This window comes from Lacrimispora xylanolytica (genome assembly GCF_026723765.1).
In the GTDB taxonomy this organism is placed as follows: domain Bacteria; phylum Bacillota; class Clostridia; order Lachnospirales; family Lachnospiraceae; genus Lacrimispora; species Lacrimispora xylanolytica.
This window is the reverse complement of record NZ_CP113524.1, coordinates 3,594,556-3,617,985: the sequence shown is the minus strand read 5'-3', so window position 1 is coordinate 3,617,985 and position 23,430 is coordinate 3,594,556. Positions and strand designations below refer to the sequence as shown.

The following is a 23,430-nucleotide window of genomic DNA, read 5'->3' as shown; positions in this document are numbered from 1 at the left end:
AACTAATGAAATAGGAAAGATAGAGAATGTTTGATAGCTTATCTGTATGAATATTATTATTTGAAATTTAGTAAAAGTTAAATGAGTGCTAAGACCATGATCTTAAAAAATTAATACATAGGATTTTGTAATTATTTCATTCGTTTTGGAGTGCAAAGGCATGTGGGCTTCTAACGTAACAAGTATCATAAACATCATATTATGTTATTATAGTGAGCTTTTCTATGCTCACATATTTTTTATAGATAAATAGGTAGAAAGGAGGTCATTCTCAATGAGCAATATAGCATTACAAATAGAACGTGTTTCATCTGGTGCAGTAGCTGTAAATGCTAATGTGATTTTCGAAAATATTGTTTTTTTGTCAGGAAATATTAGCTACAATACTGCAACAGGTGAAATAACATTTAATGAACCAGGGAGATATGTGATAAACTGGTGGGTTGCATCCCAATCTACCCAAGCGACAAACGGAGTGGTGTTTGCATTAGCGTCATCACAAGGAGATTTACTGGAAGGCAATTCTCCAATTAAAACAGGAGAAGTAGTTGGTTTTGGAGTTATAGAAATCACTTCTGCACCACAGACCTTATCTTTAATTAACGCCAGCAATGCTGAAGTATTCTATGCTGTCGCCGTTCCCTTAACTGCTACACTTGTCATTGTTGAAGATGACAATACTGGTGAAGGATCAACAGGTCCAACAGGAGCCACCGGCCCGACGGGTCCGACGGGTAGTACAGGAGCGACTGGATCAACCGGAGCCATTGGCCCAACGGGGGCAACCGGTCCGACCGGCCCGACGGGTTCAACAGGAACCACCGGCCCGACGGGTCCAACAGGAGCCACCGGACTGACAGGAACCACAGGTCCAACCGGAGCTACTGGCCCGACCGGCCCAACAGGAACCATCGGCCTGACAGGAGCCACTGGCCCAACGGGGGCAACCGGTCCGACGGGTTCAACAGGAGCCACTGGCCCGACGGGTCCAACAGGAGCCACCGGCCCGACCGGCCCAACGAGTGACACCGGCCCGACCGGCCCAACGGGAGCCAACGGTCTAACTGGCCCGACAGGAGCCACCGGCCCAACCGGTCCAACGAGTGATACCGGCCCAACCGGCCCGACCGGAGCCACTGGTCCGACAGGTCCAACTAGCGACACCGGCCCAACCGGCCCAACTGGCCCAATCGGAGATACAGGGGCCACTGGTCCCACCGGCCCAACTGGAGCAACGGGAGGCACGGGCCCAACAGGAATAACCGGCCCGACGGGTCTAACGGGAGCCACCGGTCCAACCGGAGCCACGGGCCCAACAGGAATAACCGGCCCGACTGGCCCAACAGGAATAATCGGCCCAACGGGTCCTACGGGAGCCACGGGTCTAACGGGAGCCACGGGTCCAACCGGAGTAACAGGAGCCACCGGTCCAGCAGGAATAACCGGCCCGACCGGTCTAACGGGAGCCACCGGTCCAACCGGAGCCACGGGCCCAACAGGAATTACCGGCCCAACTGGAGCAACAGGAGCCACAGGCCCAACAAGTGATACCGGTCCGACCGGCCCAACGGGAGCCACGGGTCCGACCGGAGCCACCGGTCCGATAGGTCCAACGAGTGACACAGGTCCAACCGGTCCAACAGGAGCCACTGGTCCGACCGGAGCCACTGGTCCGACAGGTCCAACGAGTGACACTGGCCCTACCGGCCCAACGGGAGCTACCGGTCTAACTGGCCCGACCGGAGCCACCGGCCCGACCGGACCAACGAGTGACACCGGCCCGACCGGCCCAACGGGAGCCACCGGCCCGACCGGAGCCACCGGCCCGACCGGTCCAACGAGTGACACCGGCCCAACCGGTCCAACCGGAGATACAGGAGCCACTGGTCCGACAGGTCCAATGAGCGACACCGGCCCAACCGGCCCAACTGGAAATACAGGAGCCACTGGTCCCACTGGCCCGACCGGAGCCACCGGCCCGACCGGAGCCACCGGCCTGACCGGCCCAACAGGAGATACAGGAGCCACTGGTCCGACAGGTCCAACGAGCGACACCGGCCCAACCGGCCCAACTGGAAATACAGGAGCCACTGGTCCCACCGGCCCGACCGGAGCCACCGGCCCGACCGGTCCAACGAGTGACACCGGCCCAACCGGCCCAACCGGAGATACAGGAGCCACTGGTCCGACCGGTCCAACGAGCGACACCGGCCCAACCGGTCCAACAGGCCCAACAGGAAATACAGGGGCCACTGGTCCCACAGGCCCAACGAGTGACACCGGTCCAACCGGCCCAATAGGAGCAACCGGCCCAACTGGCCCGACCGGAGCCACCGGTCCGACAGGTCCAACGAGCGACACCGGCCCGACTGGCCCGACCGGAGATACAGGAGCCACTGGTCCCACCGGCCCAACGGGATCAACAGGATCCACAGGCCCAACGAGTGACACAGGCCCAACTGGCCCAACAGGATCCACAGGTCCAACTGGAGCCACAGGTCCAACCGGAGCAACTGGAGACACGGGCCCAACAGGAATTACTGGCTCAACCGGCCCTACCAGTCCAACGGGAGCGACTGGTCCAACGGGAACAACCGGAGGTACGGGCCCAACAGGAATTACCGGTCCAACGGGTCCGACAGGTCCAACCGGAGCAACAGGAGCCACCGGTCCAACGGGTCCAACAGGAGCCACTGGTCCATTGGGAAGTACGGGTCCTACCGGTCCGACGAGCGACACCGGCCCGACGGGCCCTACCGGTTCAACGGGAGCGACCGGTTCAACAGGATCCACTGGTCCAACCGGAGCGACAGGAGGCACCGGCCCAACAGGAATTACTGGCTCGACCGGCTCGACCGGCTCGACTGGCCCAACTGGTCCAACGGGAGTGACAGGTCCAACGGGAAGTACAGGTCCAACCGGAGCAACTGGCCCAACAGGAATTACTGGCTCAACCGGCCCTACCGGTCCAACTGGTCCAACGGGAGCGACGGGTCCAACGGGAGCAACCGGAGACACCGGTCCAACAGGAATAACCGGCCCGACAGGTCTAACGGGAGCCACCGGTCCAACAGGAATAACCGGCCCGACAGGTCTAATGGGAGCCACCGGTCCAACGGGAGCAACCGGAGACACTGGCCCATCAGGAATAACTGGCCCGACTGGCCCAACAGGAATAACCGGCCCAACGGGTCCAACAGGAGCCACAGGTCCAACGGGAGATACTGGACCAACAGGAATCACCGGTCCTACCGGTCCGACGAGCGACACCGGCCCGACTGGCCCGACAGGTCCAACGGGTCTAACGGGAGCAACCGGAGACACTGGCCCATCAGGAATTACCGGTCCAACGGGAGCCACAGGTCCAACAGGAGCAACTGGAGATACGGGCCCAACAGGAATTACTGGCCCAACGGGAGCAACAGGAGCTACAGGAGCAACTGGAGACACGGGCCCAACAGGAATTACTGGCCCAACGGGCCCTACAGGTCCAACGGGAGCGACGGGGCCAACGGGAGCAACAGGAGCAACTGGAGACACGGGCCCAACAGGAATAACCGGTCCAACGGGCCCAACCGGTCCAACGGGAGCAACCGGAGACACCGGTCCAACAGGAATTACCGGTCCAACGGGAGCCACAGGTCCAACAGGAGTAACTGGAGACACGGGCCCAACAGGAATTACTGGCTCGACGGGCCCTACAGGTCCAACAGGAGCAACTGGAGATACGGGCCCAACAGGAATTACTGGCCCAACGGGCCCTACAGGTCCAACGGGAGCGACGGGTCCAACGGGAGCAACAGGAGCAACAGGAGCAACTGGAGACACGGGCCCAACAGGAATAACCGGTCCAACGGGAGCCACCGGAGACACCGGTCCAACCGGAGCCACGGGTCCAACAGGAATAACCGGCCCGACAGGTCTAACGGGAGCCACCGGTCCAACAGGAATAACCGGCCCGACAGGTCTAATGGGAGCCACCGGTCCAACGGGAGCAACCGGAGACACTGGCCCATCAGGAATAACTGGCCCGACTGGCCCAACAGGAATAACCGGCCCAACGGGTCCAACGGGTCTAATGGGAGCAACAGGAGACACGGGCCCAACCGGCCCGACTGGCCCAACCGGAGCCACAGGTCCAACAGGAGCAACTGGAGACACGGGCCCAACAGGAATTACTGGCCCAACCGGCCCAACAGGTCCTACGGGAGTAACAGGAGGCACGGGTCCAACAGGAATAACCGGTCCAACGGGCCCTACTGGTCCAACAGGAGCAACCGGAGACACCGGTTCAACAGGAATTACCGGCCCAACAGGTCTAACGGGAGCCACCGGTCCAACTGGAGATACTGGCCCAACAGGAATTACTGGCTCGACCGGCCCTACCGGTTCAACAGGAGCCACAGGTCCAACGGGAGATACTGGCCCAACAGGAATCACCGGTCCAACCGGCCCGACGGGTCCAACCGGAGCCACGGGTCCAACAGGAATAACCGGCCCGACGGGTCCAACCGGAGACACGGGAGCAACCGGAGGCACTGGTCCAACAGGAATCACCGGTCCAACCGGCCCTACAGGCCCAACAGGAGCCACGGGGCCAACGGGAGCAACCGGAGGCACGGGCCCAACAGGAATTACTGGTCCAACAGGACCTACTGGTCCAACAGGACCTACTGGTCCAACGGGAGCAACCGGAGGCACTGGTCCAACAGGAATTACCGGTCCAACCGGAGCCACTGGTCCAACCGGACCAACAGGAGCTACGGGTTCTACAGGACCAACCGGAGCCACCGGTCCCAATGGCACAGGAGCATTGGCATTTAGTAATACTGCAGGAAATATTGCTGTTTATCCGCCTTTAAATACAGAAGTAAGTGTATCAACCGTTTCTGCGGCTTTGGTATTGAATAATCGAGTGAAGGTAGATTCCGCAAATAGCTTGTCATATGCTACTACAGCTAACTACAGCCTTAGTGCTGAATCTAGATTGTATCGTAATGGGGTATTAATTGAATCACGCCCTCTTAATCGAAGCGGTTCAGGAGCGGGTACTCAGTCTTTTACATTGTCAGATACTTTTGTAGATACTGCTCCGGCGACGGCCACTACCACTTATGAAATTCGTGTTATAACAACAGCCGCAACAAATGTGACATCTGGAACAGCTTCTGTTCGAAATATTAACTTGCTCATTTTCTAGACTTTAATCAAAGGCAGCCTTGAGATTTCGAGGCTGTCTTTGGGGTAAATCTTTTTTTTGCTAAATTTCTGTTTTTTTACGAAGTAGTATTTAATTTTTAATTATAGAACAAACACTTTCATAGTCGTTGCTGTTTTTCATACTGTTTCACTCTTCTGATATCTGAGTTCTCATCGCCGTTTTGATTAGCATAACTTCCAAAGAAGAGATAAATCCCCTTAATTATAAGGAACTGGATGTCGGGATTTTTTGTTCGATACACGTACCTCCTCATAAAGATAAGTCCTAAGAAGAAGTACCTTTTAATTTTCCTGGTTGATTAGACATATATTTGCTAGACATGGCCTCACTAAGTGTAGATGTCAACAAATATACTAATTCCTATGCACTTTTATTTCTTGAGGGCAGAAGGTAAGAGAGAAGAAAGAAGGAGGTCATCGGAAATCAATTCTATGTTATCCTTCTTATTTCGGGTTGCGTTAAGAATTATTCTTCATTCTTATGAATGTTTATTTTATATAGCAATATCTATATCATAAAAATGATATATTAATATAGTTTTGTTTTAAGAGATGTACAAAGTAAATCATACACTAATTTAGTGATAAATATATGGTTCTCTTTCTATTTTACATAATATTAAAAAGCAAAATCAATCCTAGATAAAAAATTGAGCAGCATCTTTTCGTAATTATAAAGACAATTACTTCAGTTATATTACTGATGTTTTAATAATACAGGAAAGATTAATTAAGTATATATTTAAATAATAAATTAAATTTTTGAAAGCTATTCCTTCTAATCTTGTGTCAAAGGGCCATCTATATAATTATGAAACAAGTCATTTTATTATCATACTATAGTAGTGTAGTGAGCTTTTTATGCTCATGCATTTTTTTACCGTTTGACATAGAAAGGAGAACATTCTCTATGAGCAATATAGCATTACAAATAGAACGTGTTTCAGCTGGTACAGTAGCTGCTAATGCTAATGTGATTTTCGAAAACATTGTTTTTTTGTCAGGAAATATTAGCTACAATACTGCAACAGGTGTTATAACATTTAATGAACCAGGGAGATATGTAATAAACTGGTGGGTTGCAACACAATCTACTCAATCGACAAATGGAGTGGTATTTGCGTTAGCTTCTTCCCAAGGAGACTTACTGGAAGGTAATTCTCCGATTAAAACAGGAGAAGTAGTTGGTTTTGGAGTTATAGAAATCACCACTGCACCACAGACCTTATCTTTAATTAATGCCAGCACTGACGAAGTATTCTATGCAGTTACCGTTCCATTAACGGCTACTCTTGTCATTGTTGAGGATGATATTACTGGTGACGGATCAACAGGTCCGACTGGCCCAACAGGAGCAACAGGTCCAACGGGAGCCACGGGAGCTACAGGCCCAGCAGGAGCTACAGGTCCAACGGGAGCCACGGGAGCTACAGGCCCAACAGGAGCTACAGGCCCAACGGGAGATACGGGAGTAACAGGTCCAACCGGAGCCACGGGAGCGACCGGCCCAACTGGAGATACAGGAGCTACGGGAGATACGGGAGCGACGGGTCCAACAGGAGCCACAGGAGCAACAGGCCCAACGGGAGATACAGGAGCTACAGGTCCGACCGGAGACACAGGAGCTACGGGTCCAACGGGAGACACAGGAGCTACGGGCCCAACGGGAGATACGGGCGCTGCTGGTCCAACAGGAGACACAGGAGCAACAGGTCCAACGGGAGATACAGGAGCTACAGGTCCGACCGGAGATACGGGAGCTACGGGTCCAACGGGAGATACGGGAGCTACGGGTCCAACGGGAGATACGGGAGCTACAGGTCCAACGGGAGACACAGGAGCTACGGGTCCAACGGGAGACACAGGAGCTACGGGTCCAACGGGAGACACAGGAGCTACGGGTCCAACGGGAGATACAGGAGCAACCGGTCCAACGGGAGATACAGGAGCTACAGGTCCAACGGGAGACACAGGAGCAACAGGTCCAACGGGAGACACAGGAGCGACCGGCCCAACGGGAGATACGGGAGCTACGGGTCCAACGGGAGACACAGGAGCAACAGGTCCAACGGGAGATACGGGAGCTACGGGCCCAACGGGAGATACAGGAGCGACCGGCCCAACGGGAGATACAGGAGCAACAGGTCCGACGGGAGATACAGGAGCAACTGGCCCAACGGGAGATACGGGAGCAACAGGCCCAACGGGAGATACGGGAGCAACAGGCCCAACGGGAGATACAGGAGCAACTGGTCCAACGGGAGATACGGGAGCAACAGGCCCAACGGGAGATACGGGAGCAACAGGCCCAACGGGAGATACAGGAGCAACTGGTCCAACGGGAGATACGGGAGCAACAGGCCCAACGGGAGATACGGGAGCAACTGGCCCAACGGGAGATACGGGAGCAACTGGCCCAACGGGAGATACGGGAGCAACTGGTCCAACCGGGCCAAGTAGTGGAGATACAGGTCCAACAGGAGATACGGGAGCGACCGGCCCAACAGGAGATACGGGAGCGACCGGCCCAACGGGAGATACAGGAGCGACCGGCCCAACAGGAGATACGGGAGCGACCGGCCCAACGGGAGATACGGGAGCAACCGGTCCAACGGGAGACACAGGAGCAACCGGCCCAACGGGGGATACTGGCTCAACCGGTCCAACGGGAGATACAGGAGCGACCGGTCCAACGGGAGACTCTGGACCAACCGGTCCAACCGGCGATACCGGCCCAACGGGTCCGACAGGAGCTACAGGTCCGACCGGCCCAACGAGTGACACAGGTCCAACCGGTCCAACGGGAGATACCGGTCCAACAGGAGCTACAGGTCCAACCGGTCCAACGGGAGATACCGGTCCAACTGGTCCGACAGGTGACACAGGAGCCACCGGCCCGACCGGAGATACCGGTCCAACCGGCCCAACGGGAGATACCGGTCTAACTGGCCCAACGGGAGCCACCGGCCCAACGGGAGATACCGGTCCAACCGGCCCAACAGGAGATACAGGAGCGACAGGTCCAACAGGTGACACAGGAGCCACCGGCCCAACGGGAGATACAGGTCCAACCGGCCCGACCGGAGATACTGGCCCAACCGGCCCGACCGGAGATACCGGTCCAACCGGCCCAACGGGAGATACCGGTCTAACTGGCCCAACGGGAGCCACCGGCCCGACCGGAGATACTGGTCCAACCGGCCCAACAGGAGATACAGGAGCGACCGGTCCAACAGGTGACACAGGAGCCACAGGCCCAACGGGAGATACCGGTCCAACCGGCCCGACCGGAGATACCGGCCCAACCGGCCCAACAGGTGATACTGGCCCAACCGGCCCAACAGGGGATACTGGCCCAACCGGCCCAACAGGAGATACAGGAGCGACCGGTCCAACAGGTGACACAGGAGCCACCGGCCCAACGGGAGATACCGGCCCAACCGGCCCGACCGGAGATACCGGCCCAACCGGCCCGACCGGAGCCACCGGCCCAACCGGCCCGACAGGGGATACCGGCCCAACAGGAGATACAGGAGCGACAGGTCCAACAGGTGACACAGGAGCCACAGGCCCAACGGGAGATACCGGCCCAACCGGCCCAACGGGAGATACCGGCCCAACCGGCCCAACGGGAGATACCGGCCCAACCGGCCCAACGGGAGATACCGGCCCAACCGGCCCAACAGGTGATACCGGCCCAACCGGCCCAACAGGAGATACAGGAGCGACAGGTCCAACAGGTGATACAGGAGCCACCGGCCCAACGGGAGATACCGGCCCAACCGGCCCGACCGGAGATACCGGCCCAACCGGCCCAACAGGGGATACAGGAGCGACAGGTCCAACAGGTGACACAGGAGCCACCGGCCCGACCGGAGATACCGGCCCAACCGGCCCAACGGGAGACACAGGCCCAACCGGCCCAACGGGAGCCACCGGCCCCACAGGCCCAACGGGAGATACCGGCCCAACCGGCCCAACGGGAGCCACCGGCCCCACCGGCCCAACGGGAGATACCGGCCCAACCGGCCCAACCGGAGCCACCGGCCCGACCGGTCCGACAGGAGATACAGGTCCTGTAGCAGCTTTGGCATTTGGTGGTGCATTTAACAATACTGCACAAACAATACCAATCAGCGCTGGAGATACGGAACCTGTTGCTTTATCTAGCTCAACGTCAACAAGCAGGATGGCACCAAGTGCTAATAGTATAACAGTAACTGAATCAGGTAATTATTTTGTAGAATTTATGGTATCGTTATTGTCAACCACAGGAGACTTTGATCTCAATGTTGGCGTTCAGGTTAACGGTGTCTTTACGGAGCCGTCCTTATTGATAGGTACTACAGTTTCTACAGAAGCTAAGACAATTACTGGTAGTTCAATCGTACCATTGAATACTGGCGATGTGCTGACCCTGGCGGTTAACAGTACTGCAGGAGGAACTGTAGAATTTGGTGCAAACAAGAATGCTCAGATTCAGATTATACAGCTAAATTAAGCAGCCAAAGATGAACCTTTCAAACTAAAAAACTATATGCTAAGCATGTATTTTTATAAACGGAATTTGTAATATACAAACAATAAAACCGCCTTGCCCCAATCGACATTACCAAGATTGGGGCTGGCGGTTAATTAGTTAGTGAACGTGCCGTATGTGCTGATAATAAAATCATAATCAATTACCAGTAAAGAAAGTTTTATTAATCATCTACTCGATAAACTCCTCCACAGCCTTTACCGTTTTCTCCTGTTGTAATTCTCTGCTGATATCCGCGTCCTCATCCCCTTTTTGATTTCCGTAATTGCCAAAGTTGGCATGATTTCCTCCCGTCAAAGGAAGCTGGAGGTCAGATTCTTTGATTTTCTCCTTGCTTAAGACACCGTCTTTCGTTCCATAGATGGTCAATGCCTTAGATGATGGAACATCCCCATAAACATAAGCTCCAAGCAGAATAAGTCCCTTTAATTTCCCTGGATGCTCAGACATGTATTTGCTTGCCATGGCTCCACCAAGGGAATGGCCGCCGATATACCAGTTTTTAATGTCTGGCAGGGTATCATAGACTCTGTCCGCGGCAGAGTAATCAAAGAAAGCGAGATGAAATGGCATTTTAACTAAGACGCAAGTAATACCATTATCTGCAAACCGGGAGAGAAGGGGATAGTATGCTGACGCCTCCACTTTTCCTCCGGGGTAAAAAATGAGTGCGGAATCAGACTCAGTTCTGGAAGGTATTATAATGAGATCATTTTTAATAAACGCTTTATTATTTATCAAATCCTGATTTAAAGCCTCCACAGCGACAGTGTCAGCTCTATAATAATCCGATACATATAGATAAAACATAATGATAAGCGTTATCATTATGGCGGACAGAATTAGGAGAATTGCTTTCAGCTTTTTTTTCATAACAATCAATCCTTTCTCAACAGGTGGTTTTCAACATATTCTTATTATAACGTATTTTCATAATAGTAACATAAGTCAAAATAAGAATCCATGATGTAGTAACTGAGAGACAGAATCTGTTTGCTCAGATCAAATTTTTCGGTAAAAAAACAACTCAAAAACTGTAAAAATTTAGGAAAAAACCAAGGATTTATATGTTAATTTTATTAATATTATGGTATGATTTTAGCAGGAGAAAAGAGGTGTAGGGTTAAGTAATAAAGTATATTCATTTCGTTTGACAACACAAAAGAGACAGATGGAATATAGGGGTGGGAGATATGACAAATATAGTGGGAATTACAGCTTTTGGAATCATATATATTATCATTATGATTCTATTATTCGTCCTATTTTTTATTGGGAAAGAATGGATTATGCTAACGGGATTATTTGGATTTCTGGCCATGGGGCTTATGTTATCCATCACAATTACAAGGTACAATTATGTAAACATGGTGGGTAATAAAAATATGGTGGAGGTAAGCCGAACGAAGGAAATACCGGAGATTACAAAAGTAGGGAATATTTACAGGAGCAATTGGAGGACCGTTCAAATCGTCTACGGCCTGTCCCATGGGGAAGAAGAGTATTACTCCGTTATGAGAAGTAAAAGCGGGCTTTTTATTATTGAAGGGGGCGTACTGCATACAAGAAACATGGCAAATGCAGGCGGGGTGGAATAAGACCATTTCCCGGATTATGGATAGAAAAGAGGGAAGCCATCGGACATCGATCCAATGGCTTCCTTTTATTTATGGTTCTGTTAAGAATTCATTCCCATTCCAATGATAGATTAGTTGTACAACACCAGAGGAAAATTTTCTGATATTAACCATGTTTAAATTCATTCTCTGTTTTATATCAACAAACAACGGTTTTCCTTCTCCCAAAACTATGGGGTGAACAGATAACCTAAATTCATCCACAAGTCCTGAATTTATAAAAGTTGTAATGAGACTTGATCCTCCATACAGCCAAATGTCTTTACCAGGCTGATTCTTCAATTTGTTTACTTCTTCAAGAATATTTTCATTGATAAATATTGCTTGATTGTCAGTATTTGTCTGAGTTCTGGAAAAAACATATTTCTCTTTACTATGAACCAATTTCCAAATTTCTTTTTCTTCCTCAGAGTCTTCCTCTTTGGGAATGTATTGTCCCCATAAGTCGTAACTTTTTCTACCATATAAAATGGTGTCAATTTCATTCAGAAATTGAGTGAATCCCATATCAGGATCCATAACGCACCAATCAACTTCACCATTTTTTCCTTCTATAAAGCCATCTAAAGTAATTGCTAAATCTAAAATGATTCTTCTCTGCTTTACGTTGTTTGACATGGCCCTTCTTCCTTCTTAATAGTAGCCCTTAAAAACTATAATTGAGACATAATATCTTAGAATGCTGCATTAAAGTAATTCTATTTCAAGTCAACGAAACTTAAATAATTGTTCCCTCTAAAAATCCCTGAAATTCAGTAAAAAGAGATTCCTCTGCTTTTCTCATAAAGACAGTGATATTTTCTTCTGAGAGACGAAGCATCATGTGAATCGAGCCAACACTTTCCCCTACAATCTGTATAGGCAGGTACAAAGTATGACTGTCAGCCCAGGCCGCTTTGACAGCAATCCTTTCATCATATCCTTGCAAAGTACTTACTTTAAGCTCTGTAAAAGAAAATGGGATAGAAAAGCTGTTTATAGCGCTGGATAGAATGAGCAGGCCTTCGGACTGGTTAAAAGAAAGAGTCAATGTCTCAAATTCCTTCTCATTTTCCAAAAGTCGGTAGGAGCTGTTCCACTCCTTAGGCGGCAGATATCTTGATTCCTGTTCTGGCTTATTTGTAAGAGTTCCCATATCTGTCTTTATTGGTTCCAGGTTTCTAACATTATTCCCAATCACATTCAGTATAGTCTGGTTTCCGCCTTTGATGTTTTGCGTATCAGCCGTTACAGCAAACACCAGATTCTGTTCCGGGTAGAAAAGGACATACTGTCCTCCCAGTCCATACATAGCAAAGCCATTGCGGATGCGCCAAAACTGATAGCCATATCCCAGCTGTTCTTCCAAGGTCTGTCCAAAGTGAAGGGTAGGGACCTGAAGGGAAACCGCTTCCCTTAAGTAATCGGCAAAAGTCCCCTCCCCCTTATGAATGGTATCCATACAATACCGGCCAAGCTTTATAAGATCCAAAGGTAGGGCCATAAGGCCAGAGCCACCCATATCACAGCCAAAAGGGTCCTTTATGATATAAGCTTCTTTGGAAAAGCCGATTTTATCCAGACACTTTTCTCTTAAATATTCTAAGAGGCTATAACCCGTCAGCTTCGTAACAAGAGCCGCCAGAGTGTGGCTGGCTGAAGTATCGTATAGGAAAATCTGGCCGCTGCGGTGGGAGGGAGGGGTAATAAAAAAGCTTTCTACCCAGTGATTCTCCCTGCTTCTTTTATATGTAGTAGAAGAATGGCAGGTTTCCATGGTAAGCATATGGCGTATGGTCATGTTCTGCAACCAGGGATGAGTGTTTCCTGATAAGCAGTATTCCGGAAAATAATCGGTGATTTTGTCCTCCAGAGTGATCTTTCCATCATCAAGGAGAAATCCAATGGCTATGGAAGTAAGACTTTTGGTAATGGAGAACATGCGGTGGTAATCTTCTTTTTCATAGGGAGCCTGATAGGCTTCCTTTATCAGCTGTCCATTCCAGTCCATGAGAAAGCTGTGAATGGGAAGCTCGCTTTTTAAGAGGCTGTTCCATATCTCTTCAGACATTTTTTTCAGGGTGGTTTCCATGTTGTTTTGCATTGACGTTATCCCTCATTTCCTTTGGTGATACACCAAAATTTTTCTTAAATGCACGGCGGAAGGAGGCCGCATTGTTATAACCTATGTATTGATATAAGGTAGACAGGCCGGCATCGGATTCTGTGATGATCTCCTTTGCTTTAGCCATTCGAAGCCGCTCTAAATAAATGGAGAAATTCTCCGATACCTCTTTTTTAAAGAGATAGCTGAAATAATTTTCTGAAATTCCAAATTCATCAGAAATCTTTGTCAGGCATAGATCCGGGTCATGGTAATTGCTGTTGATGTATTCCTGAATACTTAAAATCAGCTCGTTGCCCTCGGAACGACACACATCGCAAAGCTCCAGGGCAATGGTCTCTAACATGCTTAAGCTCATTTCCCCTTCAAATTGCTTGTCAATGATATCCAATAGCTGTAACTTTTCCTGGGGCATCCCTGCCGTAAGAAGGTTGTGCCGTTTTTTAAATACCGTTGCCCGCACATCTGATACCAGCCATCCCTTCTGGGTATAGGATAAGTTTTTCTTTTTTGTGTTTTCATTTCGTATGAGCTTAAACAACTCCTGAACCTGATCCTTGTTGCCGCTGGAGATAAATCCACTGAGCTGGACGGAAAGACTTTCCGGATAGTAATAAACATCATTGGATTGGTTGATGTCACAGCTTAGGACATATTGCTCCTTGGTGGTGATGGATTTTGTTTCCTTTGCCTGCTGATATGACTTCCAGGTATAGGAAATCATACTGTTTCTGTCTCCAAAGCCTCCCTGAATCCAGATGCCGTATTTCTCCAGCAGCTCATTGTGAAGCTCTATAAAGGTTTCTTTATTCTTTCCTGCAATGGTTTCATAGGGAACGGATTTGTCTGAAGAAATCAATATGGCAAACACACGGTCCGAGGGCTTGTAAATATATCCTGTATCCGGATAGTAGCGGCAAAGGGCCTCCCGCACAAGGGTGTCATAATTCTGGATCAGGAGTTCCATATCACTGGAGTGAATGCTTCCCGATTCAGAAGGAGATACCTCAGTATAAAGCACATGGTATTTCACTTCTGGCTGTTCTAAGTGAAGCTCATTGATAATGTATTCCTTCTCCTCATTGGTGGTAATGCTTCCTTCCATAATGCGCCTCATGTAGGATTCAATGACCATTGGCTTCTGTTTTTCTACGATAAGGTTTAGAGAGGAGGCCACGGATTCTTTTAATACCAGTTCATTGTACATCTGGGTCAGATGCCGGCTTCCAAAAGAGGAAAAAATAACGGACAGGATACCGCCAATGATAAAGGAAGCGATGGTAATGGCAGTAAAAAAGCGCTGATAAGGCGTTATGGAATAATACGCCTTATTCTCCGGCTGCACCAGATAGTAGGTCCAGTTATTATAATTAGAAGAAACAGAAGTCACTAGCATTTCCTGGAGGCTTTCCTTAGAAATCAGATGGGAGATCTGTTTCTCATAATCCAGCTCTTTCAGTGTATCATAGCTGGCAGCGGTTGCACCGTCAGATAATAGGAACATCTGGGATCCATTTTTATCGTATGCCGTCAGATAGCCGTCTCCATATAAATTGATACCGGAGAAAAACTCTGTAACAAGATCATAGTCAAATAAATAACACAATACATTAGTAGGCTTTGTCTCGGAACGAACCGGATTGAGTAAAGGATAAACATAGAGAAAGTTCTTGGAATTCCCTTCAAAATCCGTCATGGGAGTGAAGCGGTTCCAATATTTATCGCTTAACAGGGCTTTGGAAAATGATTCCGGCTCAAGACGGTATTTTGCATTGTTAGCAATAAAAAAATCAAAGTCAGAAAATGTGGTGGATGAGACTATATAGCCGGATTTTTCCATGAAAATAAAAGAGTTGCTGATAGGTAGCAGCACCTCCACTGGAGTAACCGATTTTAAGCTGAGCTGGGTCTGATAGCCCAGATAATAAAAATCATTGTCCTCATCCCCGGACAGATGAGATAAATTGTTAAATGACCGGTTGGTGGAGACCTGTTTCACCGCTACGTTCATCAATTCCATGGTACTGTCAAGCTGAGTAACAGATGCTGACAGTGAGAGGCGGTTTTGCTGATTGATTCCATTCTTTACCTGTCCATAGGATATGTAATATAGCATGACTCCAATGATGAGGATGATTGCCAGAATGATGGTATAGGAAAGTATCAGCTGGTTTTTTAGTGGGATATCCTGGTTGTGTTTGTTATGATTTTTCATAAGCACCATTCCTTAATTCATATAAGCAAATTATATTATGAAACTGATTTAAAATCAATCAAATGGCGCAACAGTTTAAAAACTGTACACTGATAGTAAATAATGTACCCATAGAAAATGCCCATTTTTCGTGTATTTTTAATAAAAGCGGGTTGTAGATGAAAAAAACAATATAAAAAGTGCATAACAAAATAAATGGATAAAATCCATATAAGAGAAAAATGAACAACGATATTAAAAAGTGTGCGTTGTCACAGGACCTTACAAATGATATGATGGCTCTGCGTCAGAGACGTGCAACAAAATACTAAATATTGGGAGGTTCTAAATGAGAGTTAAAAAAATGTTTGCGGCTGGTATGGCTGTAACGATGGCTGCATCAGTAGCACTCAGCGGCTGTTCCTCAAGTTCTAAGACAACTGCAGAGTCAAATGCTGAATCCGGTGCCGCTACTGGAGAGACAACAGCAAAAAGTGAAGTGAAAAAGCCGGAGAAGATTACTATTATGGTAAACGGCACCGTAACCACAAAAGCAAACAACAGAGATGCGTTTGAAAAACGGTGGGAGGAACTTACCGGAATCGATTTAGAGATTATTCAGCCAGACCACGACGCTTATTTCGATGTAATGGGGCAGACATTTGCTTCCGGACCAGAGAACTGGCCTGATGCAATTTTACTTTCTTCTTCCTATTATACAGGGTATGCCCAGGAGGGTGCACTCTGGGATATGACAGACACCTGGAACAATTCAGAATTAAAGGCTTCCGGACGTGTTACTGGTGAAGAAGTAATTGATAATATGAAAATAGACGGTAAGCTTTATGGTTTACCTGTAACAAGAGGTAATGGTTGTATCACTTATGTTAAGAAGAAATGGCTGGATAACGTAGGGTTAGAAGCGCCTGAAACTTATGAAGAGTATCTCAACATGTTAAAGGCATTTACTGAAGGCGACCCAGATGGAAATGGTGTAAACGGAGATACATATGGAGTATCAGCAGCTGGCTTTATCGGACAGGAAGCTCCATTCACCAATTACCTGCCTGAGTTCTATCAGGATGCTTACCCATCCTTTGAGCTAGGAGCAGATGGCAAATGGTTTGATGGATTTACAGAGGATAGCTTTAAATCCGCGTTGACAAGATTAAGAGAAGCTTATGCAGCCGGTTATATTGATAAAGAAACGTTAACAAATGGAACGAAGGACTGCCGTAATAAGTTTTACGAGGATAAGTTTGGTGTATTTACCTACTGGGCAGGAACATGGGCTACAAACTTAAAGAACAACTTAGAGGCCAATGGAAGAGACGGTGAGCTAATCCCATTAAAGCCAATTAAAGAACTTGGTTCTTATGTAGAAAGAACAGCTCCTGTATGGAGTATCACATCTTCCTGTGAGAATCCAGAAGGCGTTTACAAATATTTCATTGAATCCATGTTAGATGGTGGGGAGATGGAAACACTCTGGAGCTATGGAGTGGAAGATGTACATTGGTCTAAGAAAGCGGAAACCATTCTTGATAAACCATACAAAGAAGGCGAATTCCACCAGAGAGAAAGTCTGGAGCAGCCAGGTACACAGTATACAAAACAGCACATTGATCCAATGCTTTCCATCGTAAAATGGGATGGCGATCCAGGAAAAGATACTGTTGCAGAAAGTGCAAAAGAATCGCAGCTTATTTTCAATGAAAACTGCCGTCAGGATATCATTGTTCCGTCCAGCGATGCAATGGCAACCTATAACGGAGATTTAACTACACTGAAGAATTCCATTATTGCAGACGTTGTTGTTCAGGGAACTTCCATAGAAGAGGCTTACAAGCGCTTTGAGAGCGAAGGCGGAGCAAAATGGTCAAAATTGATTGTAGATTCTTTAAATGAAAAGGCATCTGCAAAATAGGTTTAGGAAGGTAAACTATGAATAATTTAAAGAAAGGGCCTGCAGCAAATGCTGCAGGCGAAAATAAGCGGCCTCTGCTGGTTTCACTACGTTACTACAAGGGATTTTACATGATGTTTTTGCCAGTGTTATTATTTGCGGTGGTCTTTCATTACCTTCCCATGTTTGGTATCCGGTATGCCTTTTATTCCTATAAAGGTATTAAGGACCCGGTGTTTGTAGGCCTGCAGCATTTTGAGAAGATGGTCAACATGCCAGGTTTCTGGAGTGCGTTCGGTAATACCATTAGCTTAAGTGTCATCAAGCTTCTATTAAATACATTCATGGCGGTTGTGCTTTCTCTTATGCTCAATGAGCTGCGTTCCGTCATATTTAAAAAGATTGCTCAGACAATCGTATACCTACCACATTTTATGTCATGGGTAGTAACTGCTTCTGTATTCTCCCTGATTCTTTCCCCGACCAGTGCAGGTCTTGTTAATTCCGTACTGACTAAGTTTGGAATTGTACCCGAAGGAATCTACTTCCTGGGAGATAAAAACTGGTGGACTTCTATCTTTTATAGTATCAATATCTGGAAAGATACAGGTTGGGGAACCATTATTTTCATGGCGACACTCTCGGGAATCAATCCAGAACTTTATGAAGCTGCATCCATGGATGGAGCAGGTAGATGGAATAGGCTTCGCTTCATTACCATGCCGGCTCTGTACAATACCATTATAACTGTACTTATTTTAAATCTTGCTAAGGTTATGAACTTATTTGAATCCGTATTCGTATTACAGAACGATGCTGTTATTCAGAAAGCAGACGTTCTTCAGACTTATATTTACACGCAGACATTTAATTCCGGAGCTCTTCCTGATTATGGCTATACCACAGCAGTTGGTCTTGTTTCCTCACTGGTTGGTTGTATCCTTGTTCTCATTTGTAATAAGGCCAGCTATAAAGTGAGAGGAAAAGGAATTGTGTAGGGGAGGAGAAAAACATGAAAAAGAAAGCAACCGCATTTGACTATATGCTGGTGTTGATATTCGTGATCATAAGCGTTATCATGATTATCCCCATTTACAAAGTTCTGATTGATTCTTTTGATTTAAAGACTGCTTACGGTATGAAGCTGTTCCCAGAGAAGTTTGGTATGGCAGGGTATGTATCCGTGTTTACAAACCCAACACTATATAAACCATTTCTGGTATCCTGTTTTACCACAGTGGTGGGAACCTTTACCGGTCTTGCCATTGCTACATTAGGCGCTTATGTTCTGATTCAGTGGAAGATGCCAGGTAGGACTTTGTTCGCTAATATAATGCTGTTTACGATGATATTTAACGGTGGTATGATTCCTACCTATCTGGTTATGAAGTCTCTTCATATGACAAATACCTTGTTTGTAGTAATTCTGCTTCCAGCCATCAATGTTTATAATATGGTACTTATGAGAAACTTCTTTGAAGGGATTCCAGCCAGTTTGTTTGAGTCCGCAGAAATTGATGGATGCTCTCCAATGGGAATCTTCTTTAAGATTGTTTTGCCGCTTTCTAAAGCAGCACTTACGGCCATTGGTCTTATGTATGCTGTATCCTATTGGAATGACTATACCAATTATAAGCTCTATATTACAAATGAAAATCTTTATAACTTCCAAATGAAGTTAAGGTCTGTTATACTGGGAAGTGACCTGCCGCATGCCATTGGCGGAGCTACAGAGAACACGGTAAAAAATGCTGCTGTTATTGTTGCAATCCTTCCTTTTATGATCATTTATCCATTCTGCCAAAAGTATTTCATCCAAGGTGTTAATATCGGAGCCGTAAAGGAATAACTGGTTACGGCAGAAAAAAGGGGCAGAAGTTTTTGCCTCTTTTTCTATGTGTAAAATAAAAAATACAGGAGGTAAGGGAATGTATCAAAATCCAATTTTGTACGCAGATTATTCTGACCCGGATGTGATTCGGGTGGGAGAAGACTATTATATGGTAGCTTCTTCTTTCGCCTATTTACCAGGGGTACCACTTCTTCATTCCAGAGATTTGGTTCACTGGGAGATTATTAACTATTGTGTACGGTCACTTCCATTTAAAAAGTATGACAGGCCTTCCCATGGCTCCGGAACCTGGGCTCCGTCCATACGTGTTCATGAAGGAATCTTTTATGTGTTTATTCCTCTTCCGGATGAAGGTATTTTCGTAGCCACAAGCACGGATCCTTATGGAGAGTTTAAGCTTCACTGCCTGCATGAGGTCAAGGGCTGGATTGATCCCTGTCCCTTCTGGGATGAGGATGGCAGGGCATATATGGTCTTTGCCTATGCGAACAGCCGGTGCGGGATCAAGCACCGCCTGGATCTGGTGGAGATTGATCCCCAGTGTACCAAGGTTCTATCTGAGCCTATAACAATATTTGACGGGGAACAGCTTGGACCGACCACGGAAGGACCTAAGCTTTATCAATATCAGGGATATTATTATATACTGATGCCCTCCGGCGGCGTGGCAACGGGCTGGCAGTCTGTGCTTCGGTCTAAATCCGTTAAAGGTCCTTATGAGTACCGGATTGTTATGCATCAGGGCAACACTGATGTCAACGGGCCTCATCAGGGAGGATGGGTCACGGCCGTGGATGGAAAGCACTGGTTTTTACATTTCCAGGATGTTCATGAGCTTGGAAGAATCACTCACTTGCAGCCCATGTGCTTTAACAATGGCTGGCCCTTTATAGGAACCGAGCAAAATGGAGACGGAATTGGTGAGCCGGTCAGGGAGTGGCGGCTTCCTAAAGTGGGAGAGCCAGAATACCAGATAGCAACCTCTGATGATTTTGCAGGAGAGCGCCTGGGGCTTCAATGGCAGTGGCAGGCAAATCCCAAAGACTTCTTTTATTCCGTAAAAGGACATAAGGGCCTTCGCCTTTCTTGCTTGTCCAATGAGACAAGAGATAATCTTTTGTGGTATGCACCCAATGCCCTTACCCAGATTCCCCAGCACCAGGCATTTTCCATGACGGCTAAGGTGCGGCTCCAGGGACATAAGAAGGGAGATATGGCGGCCATTGGAATGATTGGTCATAAATATGCTTATCTGGGAATGGAAAAGACAGAGAGTGGTCAGGCACTCAATCTTTATACGGGAACTGTAACGGAGAAAAATTTTGAGGGAAAGGCTGTAGAGACCTTAAGTGTTTCCCTTCCTTACGAGGGAGATACAGTTACCTTAAGGCTAGAGGTGTATTATTCTAAGATGTACCGATTTGCCTGGTCTGCGGATGGAATCCGTTACAACTTCCTGGGAGAAAGCCAGCCCCTTACCAGGGCCAGTTGGACAGGAGCTAAGCTATGTCTATGGAGTGCGAACAAATTAAACTGCTTATCAGAAGGGTATGGAGAATATGAATTTATACACATCGAAGACAGAAGCAACGGCGAAGCAGGCGTTTGAGGCAGCAAAGACAGGGGATGAGTCAAGGGTTCGAAGTCTGATTGATCATTCCTTTAATATTGAGGACTGTGACGAGGAGGGAAACAGCCTTCTTCATTATGCGGTCATGGGAAAGAATGTATCCCTTACAACCTATCTGGTGGAGCACTGTGGAATGGATCCGGCCTGGGCCAATCAAAATATGGTAACACCCTATGATTTATCCAAAGGAACTCCCATTGAGGAATATTTTAGAACTGTCTGTGGCTTTGGGTTAGAAGAATGCTACCGGAATCCTGTATTAAGGGGAATGCACCCTGATCCCAGCATCCTTCGGGTAGGAGATGACTATTATATGGTCAATTCCAGCTTTCTTTATTTCCCGGCCCTTCCCATATCCCATTCCAAGGACCTGGTTCATTGGAAGGTCATTGGTTATGGGGTAACGGATTCCAAATGGGCAGAAGAGCATTTGGGAAGCCTGGAAGGCGGAAGAGGCTTTTGGGCACCGGATATCAGCTATCATAACGGCCGGTTTTATATCTGTGCCACCTTAAGGCAGAACGATGATGCCCCATACATCCAGACCCAGATGGTTACCAGCTCGCAATTTCCCCAGGGACCTTATGAGACTCCGGTGATTCATGATGTGCTTGGCATTGACCCTTCCATATTTACAGATGATGACGGGAAACGTTATATGCTGTTAAACCGGGGAGCCAGAATCATGGAGATCTCAGAGGATGGGAAAGAGATCTTATCTGAGCCTACGCTTATCTGGTACGGATATTCAGGCCATGCGCCGGAAGGACCTCACCTTCTTAAAAAGGATGGATATTATTACTGCTTCCTGGCAGAAGGGGGAACTGGAAAAGGACATATGATTACAGTTTCCAGATCCAGGAATCTATACGGCCCTTATGAACCGTGTCCATTTAATCCTATTATGCACCAGAAGGATGAGATGGCTGCCATTCAGTGCTGCGGCCATGGAAAGCCGGTTCAGACTCCCGATGGGCGGTGGTTTATCGCATATCTTTGCTCCAGGTTTATTGATGGACAGTGGGGAATGTTAGGCAGGGAAACCTGTCTGGACGAGATGCAATGGACATCAGACGGCTGGCCTGTGATTAATAAGGGAAAAGGACCTTCCTATATGGCCGCCCTGCCTTATCCATACCAGAGGGAGAATGGATTATCAGTAGAACAAGGGGAAGCCTGGCTCTCACCCAGGACAAGGGATGAAAACCGTATTCGACAGGAAGAAGACGGCTCTGTCTGGATCCGAGGAGACGGCATGGACCTTTGGGAAAAAGGCTGCAGAAGTCTTCTGTTGAAATGCCAGCCAGACTTTCAGTTTACTATGGAATTTACCATGGATATCGTGGAGGAAGAGACAGAATTTACCTCCGACGCAGGGGTGACCCTTTATTACGATGAGAATACTTACATAAAATTTGGAATCACAAGAGATATGGTCTTTGTATCTGAATATGTGGACAATTCTTATGTAAGAACCGAACAAAAGCCCTTCTCCTTCCAGAAATCTGTAACCTTCCGGGTGGAGACTAAGGGACTTAACCGATCCTTTTATATCAATAACAGCTACCTGTGGCATTGGCCGGATGTAACATCAATCTGTTCCGAGGGACTAGTGAAAGGCAAACGCTTTACAGGGGCGATGTATGGAGTGTACGTAAATGGCAGCAATCTTTTATGCTGGAGACAGCACAGTGAAATTCAATAAAATAGCAACCTATCCACAGACAGGAATTTCCCAGGCCATGCTCTGGTATCTTAAGGATTCCGTGGATATGAAAAGCTTTGCCCAGAACGGGCGCAGTACAAAATCATTTCTGGAGGAGGGACGTCTTTCTTCTATAGAAAAGGAAATAAAAAAGGGAGACTTTCTATTTATCCAATTTGGTCATAACGATGAAAAAGAAGACGTGGAGCGTCACACCGATCCAGAGACCACATTTCCTGAAAATCTCCTTCGTTTTATTCACACAGCAAGGGACAAAGGTGCATATCCTGTATTGATTACCCCCATTGCAAGAAGACTATTTAACAGTGAGGGAGTCTTTTTACCAGGAAGCCATGGTGCCTATCCGGATGCGGTAAGAAGGACAGGAAAAAAGGAGGGAGTGCCAGTCATTGACTTAACGGCTATCACGGAGGCATATCTTGCGTCTGTTGGGGATCTGGCTTCCAAAGCCTATTTTATGTGGCCTGGAGACAATACTCATCTAAAGCCGGAGGGAGCTGTGTTAATGGCAGGATTTCTCTGTCAGGAACTGAAAAAGCTTGGTTCGCCCTATTCGGATCTTTTAGAAGACGGGGGTCCCATAAAGGAAAATGAAGGGCTTGACGTATCCTAAGGAGGAAG

General features: G+C 47.7%; 13 protein-coding genes. 9 read left to right on the top strand and 4 right to left on the bottom strand.

What is annotated here, in order from left to right:
• Positions 1–274 precede the first annotated feature (274 nt).
• Both OW255_RS16840 and OW255_RS16835 read left to right on the top strand, forming a co-directional pair.
• Positions 275–5,200, top strand: a complete 4,926-nt coding sequence (locus OW255_RS16840) for a beta strand repeat-containing protein (protein WP_268114728.1) — start codon at positions 275–277, stop codon at positions 5,198–5,200.
• Between the two features lie 930 nt (positions 5,201–6,130).
• Positions 6,131–9,721: a beta strand repeat-containing protein gene (locus OW255_RS16835; RefSeq protein ID WP_268114726.1), complete on the top strand. Its 3,591-nt coding sequence runs from the start codon at positions 6,131–6,133 to the stop codon at positions 9,719–9,721.
• Positions 9,722–9,931: 210 nt separating this feature from the next.
• On the opposite strand, the gene OW255_RS16830 is transcribed toward OW255_RS16835, so the two are convergent.
• Positions 9,932–10,633: an alpha/beta fold hydrolase gene (locus OW255_RS16830; protein ID WP_268114725.1), complete on the bottom strand. Its 702-nt coding sequence runs from the start codon at positions 10,631–10,633 to the stop codon at positions 9,932–9,934.
• Positions 10,634–10,953: 320 nt separating this feature from the next.
• Between OW255_RS16830 and OW255_RS16825 the strand changes: the two genes are divergently transcribed.
• Positions 10,954–11,358 carry a hypothetical protein gene (locus tag OW255_RS16825; RefSeq protein WP_268114724.1) on the top strand — a complete coding sequence of 135 codons (405 nt, stop codon included), beginning with the start codon at positions 10,954–10,956 and terminating at the stop codon, positions 11,356–11,358.
• A gap of 69 nt (positions 11,359–11,427) precedes the next feature.
• On the opposite strand, the gene OW255_RS16820 is transcribed toward OW255_RS16825, so the two are convergent.
• The 3 genes from OW255_RS16820 to OW255_RS16810 form a co-directional block, all read right to left on the bottom strand.
• The gene (locus OW255_RS16820) at positions 11,428–12,015 is read right to left on the bottom strand and encodes a dihydrofolate reductase family protein (RefSeq protein ID WP_268114723.1); all 588 of its coding nucleotides are present in this window, start codon (positions 12,013–12,015) and stop codon (positions 11,428–11,430) included.
• A gap of 100 nt (positions 12,016–12,115) precedes the next feature.
• Positions 12,116–13,480, bottom strand: a complete 1,365-nt coding sequence (locus OW255_RS16815) for a serine hydrolase domain-containing protein (protein WP_268114722.1) — start codon at positions 13,478–13,480, stop codon at positions 12,116–12,118.
• Positions 13,440–15,716 (bottom strand): AraC family transcriptional regulator, encoded by a 2,277-nt coding sequence (locus tag OW255_RS16810; protein WP_268114721.1) that lies wholly within the window; start codon positions 15,714–15,716, stop codon positions 13,440–13,442. Before OW255_RS16810 ends, OW255_RS16815 begins: the two co-directional genes overlap by 41 nt.
• A gap of 328 nt (positions 15,717–16,044) precedes the next feature.
• Between OW255_RS16810 and OW255_RS16805 the strand changes: the two genes are divergently transcribed.
• From OW255_RS16805 to OW255_RS16780, 6 genes are all read left to right on the top strand, one after another.
• A complete protein-coding gene (locus tag OW255_RS16805) occupies positions 16,045–17,622 on the top strand; it encodes an extracellular solute-binding protein (protein WP_024838809.1) in 1,578 nt (525 codons plus the stop codon).
• A 17-nt stretch (positions 17,623–17,639) separates the two neighbouring features.
• Positions 17,640–18,599 (top strand): ABC transporter permease, encoded by a 960-nt coding sequence (locus tag OW255_RS16800; RefSeq protein WP_024838808.1) that lies wholly within the window; start codon positions 17,640–17,642, stop codon positions 18,597–18,599.
• A 14-nt stretch (positions 18,600–18,613) separates the two neighbouring features.
• Positions 18,614–19,450, top strand: a complete 837-nt coding sequence (locus OW255_RS16795; RefSeq protein WP_024838807.1) for a carbohydrate ABC transporter permease — start codon at positions 18,614–18,616, stop codon at positions 19,448–19,450.
• 79 nt (positions 19,451–19,529) lie between these two features.
• Positions 19,530–21,062 carry a glycoside hydrolase family 43 protein gene (locus tag OW255_RS16790; protein WP_268114720.1) on the top strand — a complete coding sequence of 511 codons (1,533 nt, stop codon included), beginning with the start codon at positions 19,530–19,532 and terminating at the stop codon, positions 21,060–21,062.
• Entirely contained in the window at positions 21,013–22,788 is a 1,776-nt protein-coding gene (locus OW255_RS16785) for a family 43 glycosylhydrolase (RefSeq protein WP_268114719.1), read from the top strand. The genes OW255_RS16790 and OW255_RS16785 overlap by 50 nt, the downstream gene beginning before the upstream one ends.
• On the top strand, positions 22,742–23,422 hold the full coding sequence (locus OW255_RS16780; protein ID WP_268114718.1) for a rhamnogalacturonan acetylesterase: 681 nt from the start codon (positions 22,742–22,744) through the stop codon (positions 23,420–23,422). The genes OW255_RS16785 and OW255_RS16780 overlap by 47 nt, the downstream gene beginning before the upstream one ends.
• The last annotated feature ends 8 nt before the right edge of the window (positions 23,423–23,430 follow it).